A 17,268-nucleotide genomic window follows, 5' to 3' on the forward strand; every position below is an offset into this window, starting at 1 on the left:
CTCAGCCGAGAGAATCTTCGGGCAACATCGCTCGTTGGGCACGCACAGTCACTGGCGCAGTGCGGTGGCGTGGTCTGCGGTCCTTCGCCCTGCACACCAGGACAGGATCCTTGCGTAACCGGGTGAGCCCGTTCCACACCAGATTCACCAGCTGTGCTGCGAGCTGTTCCTTGTCCGGTTCCCGGGTATCCAGCCAGGTCTGCCCCGCGGTGGCCACCATGCCCACCAGCCCCTGGGCAAAGACTCGCCCCAGTGCCGGGTCATAACCCCTGCGCCCCAAGGGCACCGAGATGATGTCTTCTACATGAGCGGTGATGTCGGACAGAATTGAGGCGAAACTCGTTGAGGTCGACTGGGAGCCGACCGCCGCGTCGCGGGAAATGATCCGGAAACCATCAGGGCAGGTGTCGATGTAGTCGAGCAGGGCCAAGGTGCCACGTTCGATGATCTCCCGATACCCGGCACCCGGAGTCTCCAGGGCTTCCTGGATTGCTGCCTCAAGGGTGCGCACCTCCCGGTCGACGACGACGGCATAGAGCCCTTCTTTTCCGCCGAAATGCTCGTAGACAACGGGTTTTGATACCTCGGCATGAGATGCGATCTCCTCCACTGATGTACCGTCGAAGCCGCGTTCTGCGAATAGCCCGCGGGAGATGACGATCAGCTGTTCCCGGCGTTGGGCGCTTGTCATGCGCTTGCGTCCACGGCGGGCACGCTGGGAATCACCTTGGGGCATGGGCCCCAGTCTCGCACAACCGGACAACACGGAACCGGACAGGAAGACATCGGTGCGCAGAACCCCGTAGAGTGGTTCCTGATCACGCCCGAGTGGTCGTTCCCCGGTTGGTCTGCCGGCAGGGCCCGCCTGACTTTGAATCAGGACCAGCGACGCAGGTTCGACTCCTGCCCGGGGAACGTTGTGGAGTCTGGAGGAGATCCGATGAGCACGTCCGGCGATCAGCGGGTGGCTGCAGTTGTCGTTCTGGCAGCGGGTGGCGGTACCCGGATGAAATCCAAGAAGTCAAAGTTGCTGCACGAACTCGCTGGCCGTCCGATGCTCTCTTACGCAGTCGATGCCGCGTTGGCGCTTGATCCCCGGCGTCTGGTGGTGGTCGTTGGTCATCTGAGGGAGCAGGTGGAGGGCCACCTCAACGAGCATTACCCACAGGTGAGCGTCGTCGAGCAGCCGGTTCGCAACGGTACCGGTGGTGCAGTGGCCTGCGCGATGGCCGCCCTCGACGGGGCGATCGGCGAAGTGGTGGTCACCTACGGCGATGTACCTATGCTCACTGGGTCCACCTTGGCCCGGATGATTACTGAGCATCGCACCAATGGAAACGCGGTGACCGTGCTAACCGCGGTCATTCCGGACGCCACCGGTTACGGCCGGATCGTGCGTGACGGGGGAGAAGTGGCCCGCATTGTCGAGCACAAGGACGCCAGTCCCGCCGAACGCGAGATTCGCGAGATCAATTCCGGCATCTATGTGTTCGATTCTGAACTGCTGCGTGAGGGGTTGCCCACCTTGGACACCTCGAATGCCCAAGGCGAGCTTTATATAACCGACATGGTCGGCTATGCCCGCGACCATGGGCAGCGTGTGGGCGCCTTCCAGGTCGAGGACCTCTGGCAGACCGAGGGGGTCAACGACCGGGTGCAGTTGGCAAGGATGAACGCCGAGGTGAACCGGCGCATCGTCGAGAACTGGATGCGTGAGGGGGTCACCATCATTGATCCGCGCAGTACCTGGATCTCCCACGATGTGACGCTCGCTCCCGATTGCGTCATCCAACCCAACACCCAACTGCTCGGGACCACTGTCGTCGCCACCGGAGCGGTCATTGGTCCGGACACCACCCTGCGCGATGTTGAGGTGGGGGAGGATGCCTTGGTGGTGCGCTCGCACGGAGAACTCGCCGTTATCGAGGCAGGCGCTCAGGTAGGTCCCTATTCGCGGTTGCGGGCCGGGACCGTTCTCGGGGCCAATGGGAAGATCGGCTCCTTCGTTGAGACCAAGAACGCCCAGATCGGTGAAGGCTCCAAGGTTCCGCATCTCACCTACTGCGGTGATGCGATCTTGGGCGAGGGGGTGAATGTCGGAGCGGGTACGATCTTCGCCAATTACGATGGCTCCCACAAATCGCCGACCCACTTGGGCGATCATGTGTTCATTGGGTCCAATTCGGTGCTCGTCGCCCCGGTCGACATCGGTGACGGTGCCTTCGTCGCGGCTGGTTCGGCGGTCGTCGAGGATGTCCCACCGGGCGCCCTGGCAGTGGCGCGTTCCCGCGGGCATATTTCCGTCCAATGGGTACAGCGACGCCGATCCGGTTCCAAGGCTGCGGAGGCCGCTGACACGGCTTCCGGGAAGATACATGAGAAGGTTGCCGGAGCCCGTGCGGCGTTGGATGCTGAGCAACAGGCCAGGGAGGCTAACAAGTGAGTGGAGTCAAGCGGCCAACGGAGAAGCACCTGATGCTTTTCACGGGGCGGGCGAACCCTGAACTGGCGGAGGAAATCGCCGCCCTGATGGGAGTCCAGTTGACCCCCTCCCGGCTGATCAGCTACGCAAACTCGGAGATCTACGTGCGCTACGAGGAATCCGTGCGCGGCTCCGATGCTTTCGTCATCCAGTCCCATCCCGCCAATGTCAATGAGTGGCTGATGGAGCAACTCATCATGGTGGATGCGCTCAAGCGAGCCTCGGCCAAGCGCATCACAGTGGTCGCTCCCTGCTATCCCTACGCGCGCCAGGACAAGAAGCACTTGGGACGGGAACCGATCTCAGCCAGGCTCATCGCTGATCTGTTCTGGGCCGCGGGTGCCGACCGGATTATGAGTGTCGACCTGCACACCTCCCAGATCCAGGGTTTCTTCAACGGCCCCCTCGATCACCTGTCCGCGTTGCCGGTGTTGTCCGCCCATGTTGCAGCCAAATATGACGTCTCGAACATGACGGTGGTTTCCCCGGATGCGGGCCGGGTCCGGCTCGCCGACAATTGGTGTGACACCTTGGGTGCCCCGCTCGCCATCATCCACAAACGCCACGATCCGACCATCGCCAACCAGGTCAAGGTGCATGAGGTGGTTGGTAAGGTGGCCGGGCGTACCTGCCTGCTTGTCGACGACATGATCGATACGGCAGGAACCGTCTGCCAGGCGGCCCAGGCGCTGCGAGACCACGGGGCAGAGCGGATTATCATCGCTGCAACCCATCCGATTCTGTCGGGTCCGGCAGCGGAACGACTCAATGCCTTCGGTGTCGAGGAAGTCATCTTCACCAACACCCTACCAATGAGTGCGGATATCCAGATCAACAACATGACCGTGCTGTCCATCGCCCCGCTGCTGGCCCAGGCCATCCACGAGATCTTCGAGGATGGTTCGGTGGCCTCCTTGTTCTCACACGGGGCATCCTGAATCGCTTCGGGTGTGCTCATGAGTAACCGACCGGAAAATCTGAGTATCCCTCTAAGCACTTGACTCCTCGTTGCTGACCCCACCGGGTGGAAGAGTTGGGGTGGAATAACGGAAGGACGAGGATGTCGCAACAAGAGATCTACACCCGCTGCGACCCCACTGGGGCACTCACGATCGCCTTGGGGCAGGGTGGCCGGTTGGTCTCCATGCGTCTGCAAGTCGGGTGGAAGCGCGTTTTGGCACCCGAATACCTCCAGCTGGTGATCAACCATAACTTGGGTGTAGTACGCGGGGAATTGATGGCGATGACCAACCACGAATCTCCACCACCGCGAGAACCCGAGCCCGGTTTGAGCCCCATTGAGGCAGAGAACCGAATGTGGGCCGCGCTCGATGGATTGCGCAAGACACTCGCCAAGCCCTTCCATGAACCTGTCCGGGTCTCGAACGATCACCACACGATCTCCATGTCGTATGCGTACGGAATCCTGGATGACCTGCGCTTTGCCAGCGAGCACGCTGCAGCTGGCTCTGCCCAGACGTTCAATGAATCCATTGAGCAGATCATCAGAAAAGCCGAGGAATTGAGAGAGGAAGAGCATGGCACTCAGTGAGGAACAGATGGCCAATGCCCGCGTCATCAACGATGTGGGCCTCAAGATGGGCATTTCCGAGAAGGGCCGGATCATCGCTATCGCCACGGCGATGCAGGAATCCACTCTGCAGAACCTCAACTATGGTGACCGTGACTCGCTGGGCCTGTTCCAGCAGCGGCCCTCCTGTGGGTGGGGCTCCCCGGAACAGGTGACCGATCCACAATATGCGGCGACCAAATTCTACGAGGGGCTGCTCGGAGTTCCCGGCTGGGAATCGATGTCGGTGACCGAGGCTGCCCAAGCCGTCCAACGCTCGGCCTTCCCCGACGCCTATGCGAAGTGGGAGCCGATGGCGACCCAGATCGTCCAGTCTCTGGGTGGCAAGATCACCACCGATCTTCGAGACATCGATACCACACCTGCCGCAGGCGCTTCGAGTGGCGATGGCGGGGGCGGCTCCGGCGGTGGCGGTGGAGGCGGCGGCGGGGGCGGCTCCCACGGCTCCGGTGGAGGTTCGGGCGATGCCGGTTCTTCTGGCGGCGGTGGTTCCCAGGGCAGCGACGGTGGCACAACGCGGGCCGCCGATGGCAAGGAAGAGACTGGCCAGAGCGAACACGACGTTGACGTGAACCTCTCCGACTTGAACTCTGATGCTGCCAGATATGACGGCTATGCCGAGAAATCAGCCAGCCTCGCCACCAGTTTCCAGGAACTCCCCGGCTCGTCGGGCGATTGGGGGGTCTTCAGCAAGGCCAAGACCGGGCTTGGTACCGCCAGTCAGCGGATGAGCAACAAATTCAATGCATTGAATCAGGAAGACACACAGTTGGCGGAAAAGCTGCGCACAGCTGCCAACTCGTACACGGAGAACGAGGAAGAAAACACTCATATTGCCGGTTCTGCCGTTCCCATCCAGGTCTGAAGGAAGTAATGATGTCCACTGAAGGAGAAGCTGCGGTCGCTGACCTCAATAATTCGGCAACAAATACTGCGAATAGCCTCACCAACGCGGTGCAAGTGTTGTCTCAGAAGATCGAACAAGAGCGGCAGGGGTTGGCTAACTTGAATCTCCCCCCTGCGGCCATAGATCAGGCGACAGCAAGGCTAGACGACACCCGCCAAAAGGCCGAAGCTAGCGCGAACGGGGCAAAATCAGAGCTGACAAATCTGAGCCAGATTCTTCCGAAGCTTGCAGGAGCTTGGGAAATTTCTGCGACTGCGGCACAGGCCAGGAGCCTCGCTACCAGCGCCAGAGAATATGCCAGTTCGGTCAAACCGCAGAATCTTGCATCGACCAACACGTGGGAGTCTGCCTCCGCCCGGGAATTCAGGACTTCGGCGGGTGAACATGCGACCGCTGCTGACAACGCAGCAACGGACGCCGAGAATCTTGCCAGTAAGCTTGAGAGCCTGTCCGATAAGGCGACCGCTGATACCGCGACGCTGATCGCAGATCTCGCGAAGAAGGTCAATGAAATGGCCGAACAAGCGGGCCCGCTGTCAGAGATCGGCTCCGCTCCGGGAGCATCAAGCGCGTTGGACACGGCGAAAGAGGGCCTTTCTTCAACCCGGGAGAGTGGGGTCGCCCAGCTTGAGAGCACTGCTGAGACTGCCTCGGGAGAGCTTGCGGCCCTGTAAGCAGCGCAAGATATTCAGAAGGTTCAGGGAGCAAGACCCTCGCCCGATGCATGTTGCCGTCGCAGGCGCTCCACCGAATTGGTGTGCCCGCCTGTGGCGGCTATGCTCACCGTGTCGCTTGGCGAGGGATCGACATCTGGTCCGTTATCGACTGGTGCTTGGGTCTCGGCCCTCCTCGGCAGGCGAAATGTTTCGCAACCAAGGAGATTCAGATGGCCACCACCATCAAGCTTGTCGCCGAGGCTCGTAACGAGTTTGGCAAGGGCGCAGCTCGCCGCATCCGCCGTGACCACAAGGTTCCCGCCGTTATCTACGGTCGTGGCCATGATCCGATCCACATCACCCTTCCGGGCCACGACTCGATGCTGGCCCTGCGTCAGTCGAATGCCCTCATTGAGGTCCAGTTCGCCGACGGTTCCAGCAAACTCGTGCTGCCTAAGCAGATCGTTCGTCACCCGGTGACCAATAACATCTTGCATATCGACCTGCTCCTGGTGGTCAAGGGTGAGAAGGTCTCCGTCCAGGTGCCTGTTGTTCTTGAAGGCGACGCCGAATCCGGTGCCCTGGTCAACCACGAGCGCAACGAGATCACCGTCCTGGCTGATCCCACGTCGATTCCCTCCGAGATCGTCGTGTCCGTTGAGGGCGCCAAGATCGGTGAGCACGTGTTGGTCGGTGACATCAAGCTGCCCAAGGGGGCCGAGCTCGACGATGACGCCGAGGCTTTGGTCGTCGCGATCAATGTCGCCGAGTCGGTCACCGAGATGTTGGGCGATTCCGATGGAGCCGAGACCGCCGACGATCCCGAGGCTGCAGCTGAGTGAGGTCGTGATGGTCGTGACCGGGGGAGTGCAATGGTGAGCGCTTGGATGCTCGTTGGCTTGGGCAACCCCGGTCCCGACTACGAATGGACTCGGCACAATGTTGGTTTCATGACTGCCGATGAGTTTGCCCGGCGTGGCCGGGTGAGTTTTTCCGCGCCCAGAGGGATGCGCGCCGATGTGGCTGAGACGGTGATCTCGACCCTTGGTTTGGGCACCATCCCCGGCGACAAGCTGTTCATCGTCAAGCCGCGCACTTATATGAATGAATCCGGTCAGGCTGTCGGCAGACTAGCCGCTTACCACGGTGTCGCACCTGGCCACATCGTGGTGGTGCACGATGAACTTGACTTGGACTTTGGGCGGCTGCGGTTGAAAAATGGCGGGGGCGACAACGGCCACAACGGTCTCAAATCGATCCGGGCACATCTGCGCACCGGTGATTTCCACCGGGTGCGCATTGGGATTGGCCGCCCCGTCGGACACCAAACCGGTGCCGCCTATGTGCTGGGTAGATTCCCACTTGCTGCGCGGGAGGACCTTGCGGTGGTCATCGCCCGCGCCGCCGATGCCGCCGAAACCTTGATCAGCCAGGGCCTGACTACCGCCCAGAACAAGTTCAACGGCTGATGCCTGCCTCCAGGCTTACGGGGGCACAACTCGATTTTGTGGATGCTGTGCGGTGGGCAGCTGAAACGCGGTGATCATCGTTTTGAGGATGGAGGTGGCCGTCCCTGGTGGGTCACGACCAGCAGGTGGATCAGCTGGGCAGGGGATTCACTTCCTCGGTGCGGCTATCTGCGCCGCCAGGTGACCGGCACCATAACCGTTGTCGATGTTCATCACACCTACCCCTGGGGCACAACTGTTGAGCATCGTCAGCAGTGCCGCCACCCCGCCGAAACTGGCGCCGTAGCCAACTGAGGTGGGTACCGCGAGCACCGGTGCGGAAACCAGCCCGGCCACCACCCCGGGCAGGGCGCCATCCATCCCCGCCACCACCACAATGACTCCCGCGCGACGCAGTAGATCGATTTTTGACAAGGTGCGATGAATGCCGGCGATACCGATGTCGGTGACCAGTTCGACCCGTCTGCCCAGGTGCCGGGCGGTGAGCAGCGCTTCTCTGGCAACGGGCAGGTCGGAGGTTCCGGCGCAGGCTACCACAACGAGTTCCCCACTAGGCTCCGGCATCCTTGGCGGCCACACCAGCAACTGCGCCAGCTCATCGTAGTGGGCGTCGTGCAGCACGGAACGGATCGCATCGGCGCGCTCCTGATCAGCGCGGGTGAACAAGGTTGTCACCTCGGGATGATCCGCCAGGCGAATGGCGATCTCCCGCAGTTGTCCGGGGGTCTTCCCTTCGCAGTAGACGGCCTCCGGGTAACCCCTGCGGTGGGTGCGGTCCAGGTCGAGTTCGGCGATCTCCTCGTTCATTGTCGCTCCTCAAGGTGCGGGGCTCTCAGGATCTGCATGGTGAATGCACCACATTGCATTCCTGCAAGGTCGAAGGTGACGTTGGCGAAACCAGCCGCCTTCACTCCGGTGAGCACTTCAATGCGGGTTGCGGGATCCAGCAGCAGCCCCAGTTCCTCAGTGGGCACCTCAATCCGGGCGATTGCTCCGTGGTGACGCACCCTGCAATCCGAGAAACCGGCGTCGCGCACTACCTGCTCGGCCTGCTCAATCTGGGCGAGTTTCCCGGGGGTCACCTGCTCACCGTGGGGGATGCGCGATGCCAGGCAGGGGGCCGCAGGCTTGTCGGCAACCGAAAGCCCCAGGGCTGCGGCCAGTGAGCGCACCCGCTGTTTGGTCAGACCGGCGGTGGCCAGCGGCCGGAGAATTTCATGAAGAGCAGCTGCTTTCGCTCCAGGGCGGTCCGGGGCGACGGCATCATCGGCATTTTCCCCGTAGGCCACCGCGTCCAGGCCGAGACGCTCGACCAGATCGTCTTCGATGGCGGTGAACATGTGGTGCTTGCAGTGGAAGCACCGGTCGGCACCATTCGCCCGGTAGGCCGGATCCTCGATCTCGTGAGTGCGGAACTCGACCAGGCGAGCTCCGATCCCGGCGGCCGTGCGACGCGCCTGCTCCAGTTCGGTGCGGGTGAGGGATTCGGAATCTGCCAGCAGCCCAATGACCCGATCACCCATGGCCCGCACGAGCACCGCCAACAAGGTGGCCGAGTCGACCCCACCCGAGTAGGCGACACCGATGCGTTTGTGCCCGCTCACTTGGGCGACGATGGCCTGCGCATCAGCTCGCGTGGCGTGTGGAAGATCAGCAAAGCTCATCGGGCATCCCGGATGTCGAGACCCAGCCGATCGAACTCGGCCCCCGCAACCAGCCCCGCGGCGACGATGGCCCCTTGCACGCGCTGGGTCACATCGAGACGAGACAGCTCCGCTGCCTGTGCGCCTGCTGCTAGGGAATCGAATTCCGGCGAGGCATGCAGCACGACGCCATTGCGGGATGCGATCTTCACGTCGATTGGCTGACCTGCCACGGTGAGCGTCGTCCACACCCGCTCCGCCACCACACGACGATGGCCGACGGCACGTACCCCGATGGTGGATGTGTGTTCCAGAAACAGCTGGGAAAGCGTTTCTTCAAGGTTTGGTGGGCACAGTGCGTGGATGGTGTGGGCGGGGCGGCCCTTTTTCATCGTGATGGGAACCAGCCAGGCATCAAGGGCTCCGGCGTCGATCAATTCCTCAATGACTCCGGGCCACAGCTCTGGCGGCATGTCATCGACATTGGCCGCCAGTTCGACAATTTCGGTGGCAGCCGGTGGGGTAACAGGTTTCCCGATGATGGTCCGCACGATATTGGGATGATCACGGAAGTCCTTGTCCCCGGCGCCGACTCCCAGCTTGGCCGGAACCATGTGCGGCATCGGTTCGCAGATCCTGGCGAGGGCCCGGATGATGGCGAGCCCGGTGGGGGTGGCCAGTTCTCCAGGAGCGCCGGGTGTGGCGACCGGGGCAGGCTGGTTGTGGGGGAACAGGTGATGTGCGGAGTCGTTGTCGTAGGCCAGTCCAGCGTCGGTGGGCCCGGCACTCACTTGCCAGCCGATAGCCAGGTGGGCGACCGCCGGTGCTGGGACCGGGATATCGCCATGGGCAGCCTGGATACGACCGGACCCCAGGGCGACTGGAGAAGCCGAGATGGTCTCGGCACCCAGCAACCGCAGTGCTTCACAGGTGCCGACGACATCGGCAATCGAATCGAGGGCCCCCACCTCATGGAAGTGCACCTGCTCGGGATCGGTTCCATGAACAGTTGCCTCGGCCTCAGCCAGGAGATGGAAAACGGCTAGTGCGCGGGAGCGGGTCTGCTCGTGGAGAGCGGAATCTGCGATCATCGAGCGGATGACTTTCCATGTGCGATGGGGTTGATCGGGAGCCAAGACCTCCACTATGAGCTTCGTGGCTCGTTGCCCGCCCCGGTTGACGGTGCTGGCTGACAGTCGGACGGCACCCGGAATCAAAAGATCGATTGTCTGCTGGATGGTGACCAGATCTGCGCCGGCGTCGATGAGCGAACCGAGCAGCATGTCTCCCGCGACCCCGGCAGAGACATCGAACCAAGCATGGGTCATGGATTCCATTGTGCCTGGATGTTCCTTTGAGCAGGTCCAACGGTTGCCGTAGTTGTCCGGGGCGAATTCATCGGTGCCCCACGAACTGATGGTTCGTCGCTCCTGCGGTTGCAATCCACAAGCCCTCGGTAGGGCGGCGTGCCTAAACTTGGCCGGTGAATGTTTCCGGCCTGTTCTCCGCTGTCGCGACTGATCCGGGGGTGGCGAATGCCTTAACCGAGGCCCGCAGTGGGCTCGTGTCCGCCGAGTTGACCTGTGCCCCCGCAGCCCGCCAGGTGCTGCTTGCCACCATGTCACGGCAGATCGGCCGCCAGATGCTCGTGGTTACGTCCACCTTCCGCGAAGCCGAACAGCTCACCGCGGTCTTGGAGACCTTACTCGATCCGCACCAGGTGGCGTTCTACCCGGCTTGGGAAACCCTGCCCCACGAGCGGCTGTCCCCGCGCTCCGACACTGTGGGACGCCGTCTGGAGGTGCTGCGCCGACTCGCCGGATACGGTGAGTTGCCTGCCCCGGAAATCATCGTCGCGCCGGTCCGCTCGGTGCTGCAGCCCCAGGTGGCTGGCCTGGCCGAACTACCCGTCGTCCACCTGGTGCGTGGTCAGGAGTACCCGGTGGCCAAACTCACCACGGATCTCGTTGCTGCCGCCTATCAACGTGTTGACCTAGTAGAACGCCGCGGTGAATTCGCCGTGCGCGGCGGCATAGTCGACATCTTCCCGCCCACTTGCCCGCACCCGGTACGCGTTGATTTCTTTGGTGATGAGATCGATACCATCACGTGGTTCCAAGTCTCCGACCAGCGCTCCACCGACCAGACCATCGATGCGGTAGATGCCTCCCCGTGCCGTGAGTTGCTGATCACCGACCGGGTTGCTGAGCGTGCCGCAGCCTTGGTGCAGGACCACCCTGAACTCGCCGAGATGTTGGAGAAGATCGCTAACCACCAGGGGGTCGAGGGGATGGAGGCCCTCATCCCGGCTCTGGTCGACCATCTCGAACTTCTCGTCGACGTGCTGAGCGACGACGCCATGATCGTGGTCAACGATCCTGAACTCGTGCGGGCCCGCGCCGAGGATCTAGTGCGCACCTCCCAGGAATTCCTCGGTGCCGGATGGGCGGCAGCGGCTTCTGGCGGATCTGCTCCTATCGACTTGGATGCTTCCGCGTATTGGGAACTGGGCGAGGTGCGTTCCCGTGCCCTGGATCGTGGTCTGCAGTGGTGGTCGTTGTCCAGCTTCGGCATGGATGATCAACAGCCAATGGACATTGAGGAGATCGCCGCACTGGCTTCCTCGGTGCCCACTCGCCGACTCGCCTTGACTGATGCCCCCAACTGGCACGGCGATGTCGAGGGATTTGTCTCCCGGATCAGCTCCGATCTGGCCGAAGGATTACGGGTGCTGCTTTCGGTGGAGGGATCTGGTCCAGCCTCGAGGATGGCTGACCTGCTGGGGGAACACGATGTACCTGCCAGGATTGTCACCGAGGTGACCGAGATATCCGATGACCCAGTGGTACAGATCTTTCGCTCCGGTATGCGCCAGGGCTGGCGGGCCGAAGAGATCCGGCTGGTGGTGCACACCGCAGCGGACATCACCGGAGCACAGGCTCCCCGCTCCTCCCGCGCGATGCCCACTCGTCGCCGTAACCAAGTTGTCCCCATGGAATTGAAGCCTGGTGATGCCCTGGTGCACCAGCAACACGGGGTCGGTCGCTATATCGAAATGGTCACCCGCACTGTGTCGGGTGCAACCCGTGAATACCTCGTCTTGGAATATGCCCCTGCCAAACGAGGTCAGCCAGGTGACCGCTTGTATGTGCCGATGGATCAACTCAACGAGGTTTCCCGCTACGTCGGGGGAGAGGCCCCGAGCCTGGACAAGATGGGCGGAGGAGATTGGAAGGCCCGCAAATCGCGGGCCCGCAGGGCGGTTCGCGAGATCGCCTCGGAACTTATCAAGTTGTACGCGGCTCGCCAGGCAACCAAGGGCTTCGCTTTCGCCGCTGACACCGTATGGCAGCGTGAGTTGGAGGACGCCTTCAATTACACTGAGACACCCGACCAGCTGGCCTGCATCAACGACGTCAAACACGACATGGAACAGATCGTCCCGATGGATCGGCTGATCTGTGGCGATGTCGGTTACGGAAAGACGGAGATTGCCGTGCGGGCGGCCTTCAAGGCGGTACAGAGCGGCAAGCAGGTCGCCGTCTTGGTGCCCACCACCTTGCTCGTTCAACAGCACGCCGCCACCTTCACTGAGCGCTACGCCGGTTTTCCGATCAATGTTGCGCAGCTATCGCGCTTCCAGTCCGATGCCGAGGTGAGGGCCACCCTCGATGGGTTAGTCTCCGGGCGGGTGGATATCGTCATCGGTACTCACCGGATCCTCTCCGACAAGGTGCAGTTCAAGGATCTTGGGCTGGTGATTATCGATGAAGAGCAACGTTTCGGGGTGGAGCACAAGGAGGCCCTCAAGAAGATGAGGGTCAACCTTGATGTGCTGTCTATGTCGGCCACACCGATCCCGCGCACCTTGGAGATGGCGGTCACCGGTATCCGGGAGATGTCGACTATTGCCACCCCGCCCGAAGAGCGCCACCCGGTGCTCACCTTTGCCGGGGCCTACGACCATGGCCAGGTGGTGGCCGCGATCCGCCGGGAACTCGCCCGGGAGGGTCAGGTCTTCTACGTGCATAACCGGGTGCAGGATATCGACCGGGTTGCAGCCGAACTGCGGGAAGCGGTTCCTGAGGCGCACATCGTCACCGCCCATGGCAAGATGTCCGAGCGCACCTTGGAACAGGTGATGACCGATTTCTGGGAGCGACGTATCGACGTGCTGGTGTGTACCACCATCGTCGAGGCCGGCATTGACGTGTCGAGCGCCAACACCCTCATCGTTGACCGCGCCGACCGGATGGGGCTATCCCAATTGCACCAGCTGCGTGGGCGGGTGGGTCGTTCCCGGGAACGTGGATATGCCTATTTCCTCTACCCACGAGACAAACCACTCACCCAGACTGCCCATGATCGGCTGACTGCCCTCGCATCGAATACCGATTTGGGGGCGGGTATGGCCATCGCGATGAAGGACTTGGAGATCCGCGGCGCGGGCAATTTGCTGGGTGATGAGCAGTCCGGTCACATCGCCGACGTCGGCTTCGACCTCTACATCCGGATGGTTGGGGAAGCGGTTTCCGATTTTCGTGGGGAGGCCGATGCTGAGGAAGAGGCCGAGATGCGCATCGAATTGCCCGTCGACGCGCATCTGCCCATCGACTACGTGGAATCCGAGCGGCTGCGCCTGGAGATGTACCGACGCCTGGCCGAGGTGCGCAGCGAGCAGGACATCACCGAGGTGCGCGAAGAATTGGAGGACCGCTACGGTCCGCTGCCACAACCCACCGGAATGCTGCTGGATGTCGCACGCTTCCGGCTCGCTTGTCGCGCCTCGGGTATAACCGAGGTGGTGGCCCAGGGAAACCACATTCGTTTTGCGCCGGTCAACGATCGGCTACTTCCCGGGCAGCAGCGGGTAGATCTGCCCGAATCGCGCCGACTGCGGCTGTCCCGGATGTATCCAGGCTCCCTGGTGAAGGCGACGAATATCGCCTTGGTGCCGCGGCCTCGCACAACCGGGGTGCCCAGCGTCCCGGTTGAGGGAGCCGATCTGCTCGCCTGGGCCGCCACCTTGGTCGAGGCGGTCTTCGCTCCGGTCCCCGTGGCGAAGTAGACTCATTCTTGGTCCGCCGTAACTACCCGGCGGTCGTTGGATCGGAGGAACAATGCCGAGGTTCGTCAAAGGTCTTGCCCTGATGGGTGCGGCGGCGCTGCTCGCCGGTTGTGCTCCGACCGGTGTTACTGCGGCGGTTGTCAACGGAGTGAAGGTGCCGCAGTCCCGGGTGTCGGCCATCGCCGAGGGATGTTCTGCTGCGATCAATGACTCAGGCATGGCCCAGCAGCAGGTGACTCCTAGGATGCTGCGTGCTGATTCGATCCAGATCGCCGTGCTTTCCGAGCGTTCGGCCCAGTATTCCGTTGAAGCAGCCGGGATGGGTGACCAATTGGCCGACGGCGAATCTGCCGTTGATTTCCTGGCTTCCCACGAGGTGAGCGGTCCGGGCGTGCCGACCCAGGAGGAACTGCTCGCTGCGGTTTCCGCAGCCCACCAAGAGCACCTGCTCGACAATGAGGACTGTGCCGTCGGCCTGCTCGGACTTGTCAGGCACAACCTGCTAGCCCAGAACGCGAGAACGTCCTATTTCGGCGCACCCGCAGAGATCACGCTGAACCCGAGCTACGGCACGTGGGATGCCAAGGAGATGAAGGCAGACGGCTCAGGCTCGCTTTCCGAGTTGGCTAAGGCCAAGGGATGACCGGAGCCGACCAAGAATCCTCCCAGCTGCTGCGACTCACCAGGATCATGCACCGGCTGCGCGCCGAGTGTCCATGGGATGCTGAACAAACTCATCATTCCCTGGTGAAATACCTCGTGGAGGAATCTGCGGAGGTCATCGACGCCATCGAGGGCCCGGATCCTGCTCCTGGTGACGATGATTCCACCGTTAATGATGTTGATCTCGTCGAGGAGCTGGGCGATCTGCTGCTGCAGGTCTATTTTCATGCCGAAATCGCTGCTACCCAGAACAGATTCGACGTGGAGGACGTCGCACGGGGCATCTCGGACAAGCTCGTGCGGCGGCATCCTTGGGTGTTTGCCGACCAGGCCGATCCGACGGATCTGGAGGGAACCTGGGAGCAGGTCAAACAGGCCGAAAAACGCCGGGACTCCGTGCTAGAGGGGATTCCGCGCAGCTTGCCCACCCTGGCCCGGGCCGTGAAGGTGACCGCGCGGGTGCGCAGCACCGGGTTGGGTTTGGAACTCGCCGACGAACCGATTGATGCCGAGCAAGCTGGGTGTCAGCTGCTGGAACTGGTGCAGCGTGCCCATGCCAGCGGAGTGGATGCCGATCAGGCACTGCGTGCCGCGGTGCGCGATCTGGAGGCCAGAGCGAGGGCGGCCGAGAGCTCCCGGTCCGGCAACGGCTGAAACCGTCATCCCCGAGCGGCAACCGACTCGTTCGGGGGTATCGGGGTACGGTGCGCGCGGATAGACTTAATGCTGGATCTGATCCACACCCTCCACAACGAAAGGGCATTACCCGTGGCATTCATCGAATACATCGAGGCACGCGAAATCCTGGATTCCCGCGGCAACCCCACCGTCGAGGTCGAAGCTGTTCTGGACGACGGCTCGTACGCTGTCGCAGGTGTTCCCTCTGGTGCCTCCACCGGCGCCTTCGAGGCCGTCGAACTGCGTGACGGCGAGGCCGGACGCTTCGGGGGCAAGGGCGTTCTCCAGGCAGTCGAGAACGTCAACGAGGCCATCTTCCATGAGGTGCTCGAATTCGACGCCACCGACCAGCGCGGTCTGGACGAGGCGATGATCGCTCTCGACGGTACCGCCAACAAGGGCAAGCTGGGTGCCAATGCGATTCTCGGGGTTTCCTTGGCCGTGGCCCGGGCCGCCGCCGAATCTGCCGAGCTGCCGCTCTACAAGTACATCGGCGGGCCCACCGCCAACCTGCTGCCGGTTCCGATGATGAACATCCTCAACGGCGGCGCACACGCCGACTCCAACGTCGATATCCAGGAGTTCATGATCGCCCCGATCGGTGCGGAGACCTTTGCCGAGGCCCTGCGTGTCGGTGCCGAGGTTTACCACGCGCTGAAGAAGGTGCTCAAGGATCGCGGCCTGGCCACCGGTCTTGGTGACGAGGGCGGTTTCGCACCGTCGCTGGACTCCAACCGTGAGGCCCTCGACCTGATTGAGGAGGCCATCAAGGCTGCCGGCTACAAGCCGGGCAAGGACGTCGCCTTGGCCCTCGACGTGGCCGCATCGGAGTTCTTCTCCGACGGTAAGTACGCATTCGAGGGCAAGCAGTTGTCTTCTGCCGAGATGATCAAGTATTACGAGCAACTCGTGAACGACTACCCGCTGGTGTCCATTGAGGACCCGCTGAATGAGGAGGACTGGGACGGCTGGAAGGTCATTACCGAGAAGCTGGGAGGCAAGGTCCAGCTGGTTGGCGACGACTTCTTTGTCACCAATGTCGAGCGTCTGCAGCGCGGCATCGACGCAGGTTCTGCAAATGCCCTGTTGGTTAAGGTGAATCAGATCGGTTCATTGACCGAGACCATTGATGCGGTCAACTTGGCCCACCGCAATGGCTACCGTTCCATGATGTCGCACCGTTCCGGTGAGACCGAGGACACCACCATCGCTGATCTTTCCGTGGCCTTGAGTTGCGGCCAGATCAAGTCGGGTGCTCCGGCTCGTGGAGAGCGGGTTGCCAAGTATAACCAGCTCATCCGCATTGAGCAGGAGTTGGGTGAGACTGCCGTCTACGCCGGGGTTTCGGCCTTCCCGCGGTTTGACACCGCGAAGTGGGCCTGATCAACTGAACTCGAAAGGGTCGCCGGGTGCTTGGCGCACCTGGCGACCCTTTCGTGTCCCATGATTGGGTCTGGGGAGGTGAATATGGCTGATTCGCGAGGCGGTCGAGGGCCGAGGGCATCGTCGGGACGGCGCGGGAGTGCCGGGCCTGCGAACAGTGGACGCTCGGGCAGTCCGACGTCGCGTACATCCCGACGCACCAGCATCCAGTCGACCACCCGGCATCGTCCGGAGGTGGAGGCGACGTCGGTGGATTCGCCGCCGAAACCCAGGTTCCGTATTCAACGGACTCAGCGGTTGCTGGTAGTGGCCGTGGCAGCGGCTCTGTTGTTGTTGCTCTACGGCGGAACGCTGAATGCCTATATTCACCAGCAGCGTCAGATTGCCCAGACCAAACAGGAAATCGAGGATCACCGGGAATCCATCGCTTCCTTGGAGGAGGAGATTGACCGGTGGAATGATCCCGAATACGTCAAAACCCAGGCCAGGGAGCGTCTCGGCTGGGTGCTCCCTGGGGAAACAGGTTTCCGTGTTGTCGGCCCTGATGGCCAGCCCTATGGTGGTGGGGCTGGGATCAATGGCAGGAATCTGCCGGACAGGGAGGACAACGCCTGGTGGGACACCATGTGGGGATCTGTTATAACCGCCGATGATCCCGAGCCCGGGACCGGGTCATCTGTACCGTCCACCGTTCCCAGCACGACGAGCGGCGAACCTCCGCGGTGATG

16 protein-coding genes and 1 tRNA gene are annotated in these 17,268 nt (G+C 62.2%); 13 read left to right on the forward strand and 4 right to left on the reverse strand.

What is annotated here, in order from left to right; all coding sequences use genetic code 11:
* Position 1: 1 nt before the first annotated feature.
* The gene (locus HMPREF1531_RS07435) at positions 2-736 is read right to left on the reverse strand and encodes a TetR/AcrR family transcriptional regulator (protein WP_016669322.1); all 735 of its coding nucleotides are present in this window, start codon (positions 734-736) and stop codon (positions 2-4) included.
* 100 nt (positions 737-836) lie between these two features.
* Here HMPREF1531_RS07435 and HMPREF1531_RS07440 point away from each other — a divergent pair.
* The 8 genes from HMPREF1531_RS07440 (at position 837) to pth (ending at position 7,105) form a co-directional block, all read left to right on the forward strand.
* Positions 837-915, forward strand: a tRNA-Gln gene (locus tag HMPREF1531_RS07440).
* 25 nt (positions 916-940) lie between these two features.
* Complete coding sequence (gene glmU / locus HMPREF1531_RS07445; protein ID WP_016669323.1) at positions 941-2,443, forward strand: bifunctional UDP-N-acetylglucosamine diphosphorylase/glucosamine-1-phosphate N-acetyltransferase GlmU; 1,503 nt, start codon at positions 941-943, stop codon at positions 2,441-2,443.
* Positions 2,440-3,420 (forward strand): ribose-phosphate diphosphokinase, encoded by a 981-nt coding sequence (locus HMPREF1531_RS07450; protein ID WP_016669324.1) that lies wholly within the window; start codon positions 2,440-2,442, stop codon positions 3,418-3,420. Before glmU ends, HMPREF1531_RS07450 begins: the two co-directional genes overlap by 4 nt.
* A gap of 122 nt (positions 3,421-3,542) precedes the next feature.
* On the forward strand, positions 3,543-4,034 hold the full coding sequence (locus HMPREF1531_RS07455; RefSeq protein WP_016669325.1) for a hypothetical protein: 492 nt from the start codon (positions 3,543-3,545) through the stop codon (positions 4,032-4,034).
* Positions 4,021-4,938 (forward strand): hypothetical protein, encoded by a 918-nt coding sequence (locus tag HMPREF1531_RS13660; protein ID WP_016669326.1) that lies wholly within the window; start codon positions 4,021-4,023, stop codon positions 4,936-4,938. Before HMPREF1531_RS07455 ends, HMPREF1531_RS13660 begins: the two co-directional genes overlap by 14 nt.
* Before the next feature lie 8 nt (positions 4,939-4,946).
* A complete protein-coding gene (locus HMPREF1531_RS07470) occupies positions 4,947-5,654 on the forward strand; it encodes a hypothetical protein (protein ID WP_036897495.1) in 708 nt (235 codons plus the stop codon).
* A gap of 212 nt (positions 5,655-5,866) precedes the next feature.
* Positions 5,867-6,478: a 50S ribosomal protein L25/general stress protein Ctc gene (locus tag HMPREF1531_RS07475; RefSeq protein ID WP_016669328.1), complete on the forward strand. Its 612-nt coding sequence runs from the start codon at positions 5,867-5,869 to the stop codon at positions 6,476-6,478.
* A 30-nt stretch (positions 6,479-6,508) separates the two neighbouring features.
* Entirely contained in the window at positions 6,509-7,105 is a 597-nt protein-coding gene (pth, locus tag HMPREF1531_RS07480; RefSeq protein ID WP_016669329.1) for an aminoacyl-tRNA hydrolase, read from the forward strand.
* A gap of 147 nt (positions 7,106-7,252) precedes the next feature.
* Here pth and larB read toward each other — a convergent pair whose 3' ends face one another.
* From larB to HMPREF1531_RS07495, 3 genes are read right to left on the reverse strand one after another with little or no spacing between them, the layout of a single operon-like run.
* A complete protein-coding gene (gene larB / locus HMPREF1531_RS07485; RefSeq protein ID WP_016669330.1) occupies positions 7,253-7,912 on the reverse strand; it encodes a nickel pincer cofactor biosynthesis protein LarB in 660 nt (219 codons plus the stop codon).
* Positions 7,909-8,769, reverse strand: coding sequence for an ATP-dependent sacrificial sulfur transferase LarE (larE, locus tag HMPREF1531_RS07490; protein ID WP_016669331.1), 861 nt, complete (start codon positions 8,767-8,769; stop codon positions 7,909-7,911). Before larE ends, larB begins: the two co-directional genes overlap by 4 nt.
* Positions 8,766-10,076, reverse strand: a complete 1,311-nt coding sequence (locus tag HMPREF1531_RS07495) for a LarC family nickel insertion protein (protein ID WP_051123412.1) — start codon at positions 10,074-10,076, stop codon at positions 8,766-8,768. Before HMPREF1531_RS07495 ends, larE begins: the two co-directional genes overlap by 4 nt.
* 155 nt (positions 10,077-10,231) lie before the next feature.
* Here HMPREF1531_RS07495 and mfd point away from each other — a divergent pair, with 155 nt between their 5' ends.
* The 5 genes from mfd to HMPREF1531_RS12920 all read left to right on the forward strand — a co-directional run bounded on the left by mfd (position 10,232) and on the right by HMPREF1531_RS12920 (position 17,266).
* Complete coding sequence (gene mfd, locus HMPREF1531_RS07500; RefSeq protein ID WP_016669333.1) at positions 10,232-13,816, forward strand: transcription-repair coupling factor; 3,585 nt, start codon at positions 10,232-10,234, stop codon at positions 13,814-13,816.
* A 52-nt stretch (positions 13,817-13,868) separates the two neighbouring features.
* Complete coding sequence (locus HMPREF1531_RS07505; protein WP_016669334.1) at positions 13,869-14,459, forward strand: hypothetical protein; 591 nt, start codon at positions 13,869-13,871, stop codon at positions 14,457-14,459.
* Positions 14,456-15,133, forward strand: a complete 678-nt coding sequence (locus tag HMPREF1531_RS07510) for a MazG family protein (protein WP_016669335.1) — start codon at positions 14,456-14,458, stop codon at positions 15,131-15,133. Before HMPREF1531_RS07505 ends, HMPREF1531_RS07510 begins: the two co-directional genes overlap by 4 nt.
* 114 nt (positions 15,134-15,247) lie before the next feature.
* Positions 15,248-16,540 (forward strand): phosphopyruvate hydratase, encoded by a 1,293-nt coding sequence (eno, locus tag HMPREF1531_RS07515; RefSeq protein WP_036898701.1) that lies wholly within the window; start codon positions 15,248-15,250, stop codon positions 16,538-16,540.
* An 84-nt stretch (positions 16,541-16,624) separates the two neighbouring features.
* Positions 16,625-17,266, forward strand: a complete 642-nt coding sequence (locus tag HMPREF1531_RS12920) for an FtsB family cell division protein (protein ID WP_198011012.1) — start codon at positions 16,625-16,627, stop codon at positions 17,264-17,266.
* Positions 17,267-17,268: the final 2 nt, after the last annotated feature.

The sequence above is a fragment of the Propionibacterium sp. oral taxon 192 str. F0372 genome (genome assembly GCF_000413315.1).
In the GTDB taxonomy this organism is placed as follows: Bacteria; Actinomycetota; Actinomycetes; order Propionibacteriales; family Propionibacteriaceae; genus Brooklawnia.

What these genes read in the sequence shown, in the direction of transcription:
- glmU (WP_016669323.1), top strand. Translation starts at nt 941, where the DNA reads ATGAGCACGTCCGGCGATCAGCGGGTGGCTGCAGTTGTCGTTCTGGCA.
- HMPREF1531_RS07470 (WP_036897495.1), top strand. Translation starts at nt 4,947, where the DNA reads ATGATGTCCACTGAAGGAGAAGCTGCGGTCGCTGACCTCAATAATTCG.
- larB (WP_016669330.1), bottom strand. Translation starts at nt 7,912, where the DNA reads ATGAACGAGGAGATCGCCGAACTCGACCTGGACCGCACCCACCGCAGG.
- HMPREF1531_RS07435 (WP_016669322.1), bottom strand. Translation starts at nt 736, where the DNA reads ATGCCCCAAGGTGATTCCCAGCGTGCCCGCCGTGGACGCAAGCGCATG.
- pth (WP_016669329.1), top strand. Translation starts at nt 6,509, where the DNA reads ATGGTGAGCGCTTGGATGCTCGTTGGCTTGGGCAACCCCGGTCCCGAC.
- HMPREF1531_RS07505 (WP_016669334.1), top strand. Translation starts at nt 13,869, where the DNA reads ATGCCGAGGTTCGTCAAAGGTCTTGCCCTGATGGGTGCGGCGGCGCTG.
- HMPREF1531_RS07510 (WP_016669335.1), top strand. Translation starts at nt 14,456, where the DNA reads ATGACCGGAGCCGACCAAGAATCCTCCCAGCTGCTGCGACTCACCAGG.
- larE (WP_016669331.1), bottom strand. Translation starts at nt 8,769, where the DNA reads ATGAGCTTTGCTGATCTTCCACACGCCACGCGAGCTGATGCGCAGGCC.
- HMPREF1531_RS07455 (WP_016669325.1), top strand. Translation starts at nt 3,543, where the DNA reads ATGTCGCAACAAGAGATCTACACCCGCTGCGACCCCACTGGGGCACTC.
- HMPREF1531_RS07475 (WP_016669328.1), top strand. Translation starts at nt 5,867, where the DNA reads ATGGCCACCACCATCAAGCTTGTCGCCGAGGCTCGTAACGAGTTTGGC.
- HMPREF1531_RS12920 (WP_198011012.1), top strand. Translation starts at nt 16,625, where the DNA reads ATGGCTGATTCGCGAGGCGGTCGAGGGCCGAGGGCATCGTCGGGACGG.
- HMPREF1531_RS07495 (WP_051123412.1), bottom strand. Translation starts at nt 10,076, where the DNA reads ATGACCCATGCTTGGTTCGATGTCTCTGCCGGGGTCGCGGGAGACATG.
- HMPREF1531_RS13660 (WP_016669326.1), top strand. Translation starts at nt 4,021, where the DNA reads ATGGCACTCAGTGAGGAACAGATGGCCAATGCCCGCGTCATCAACGAT.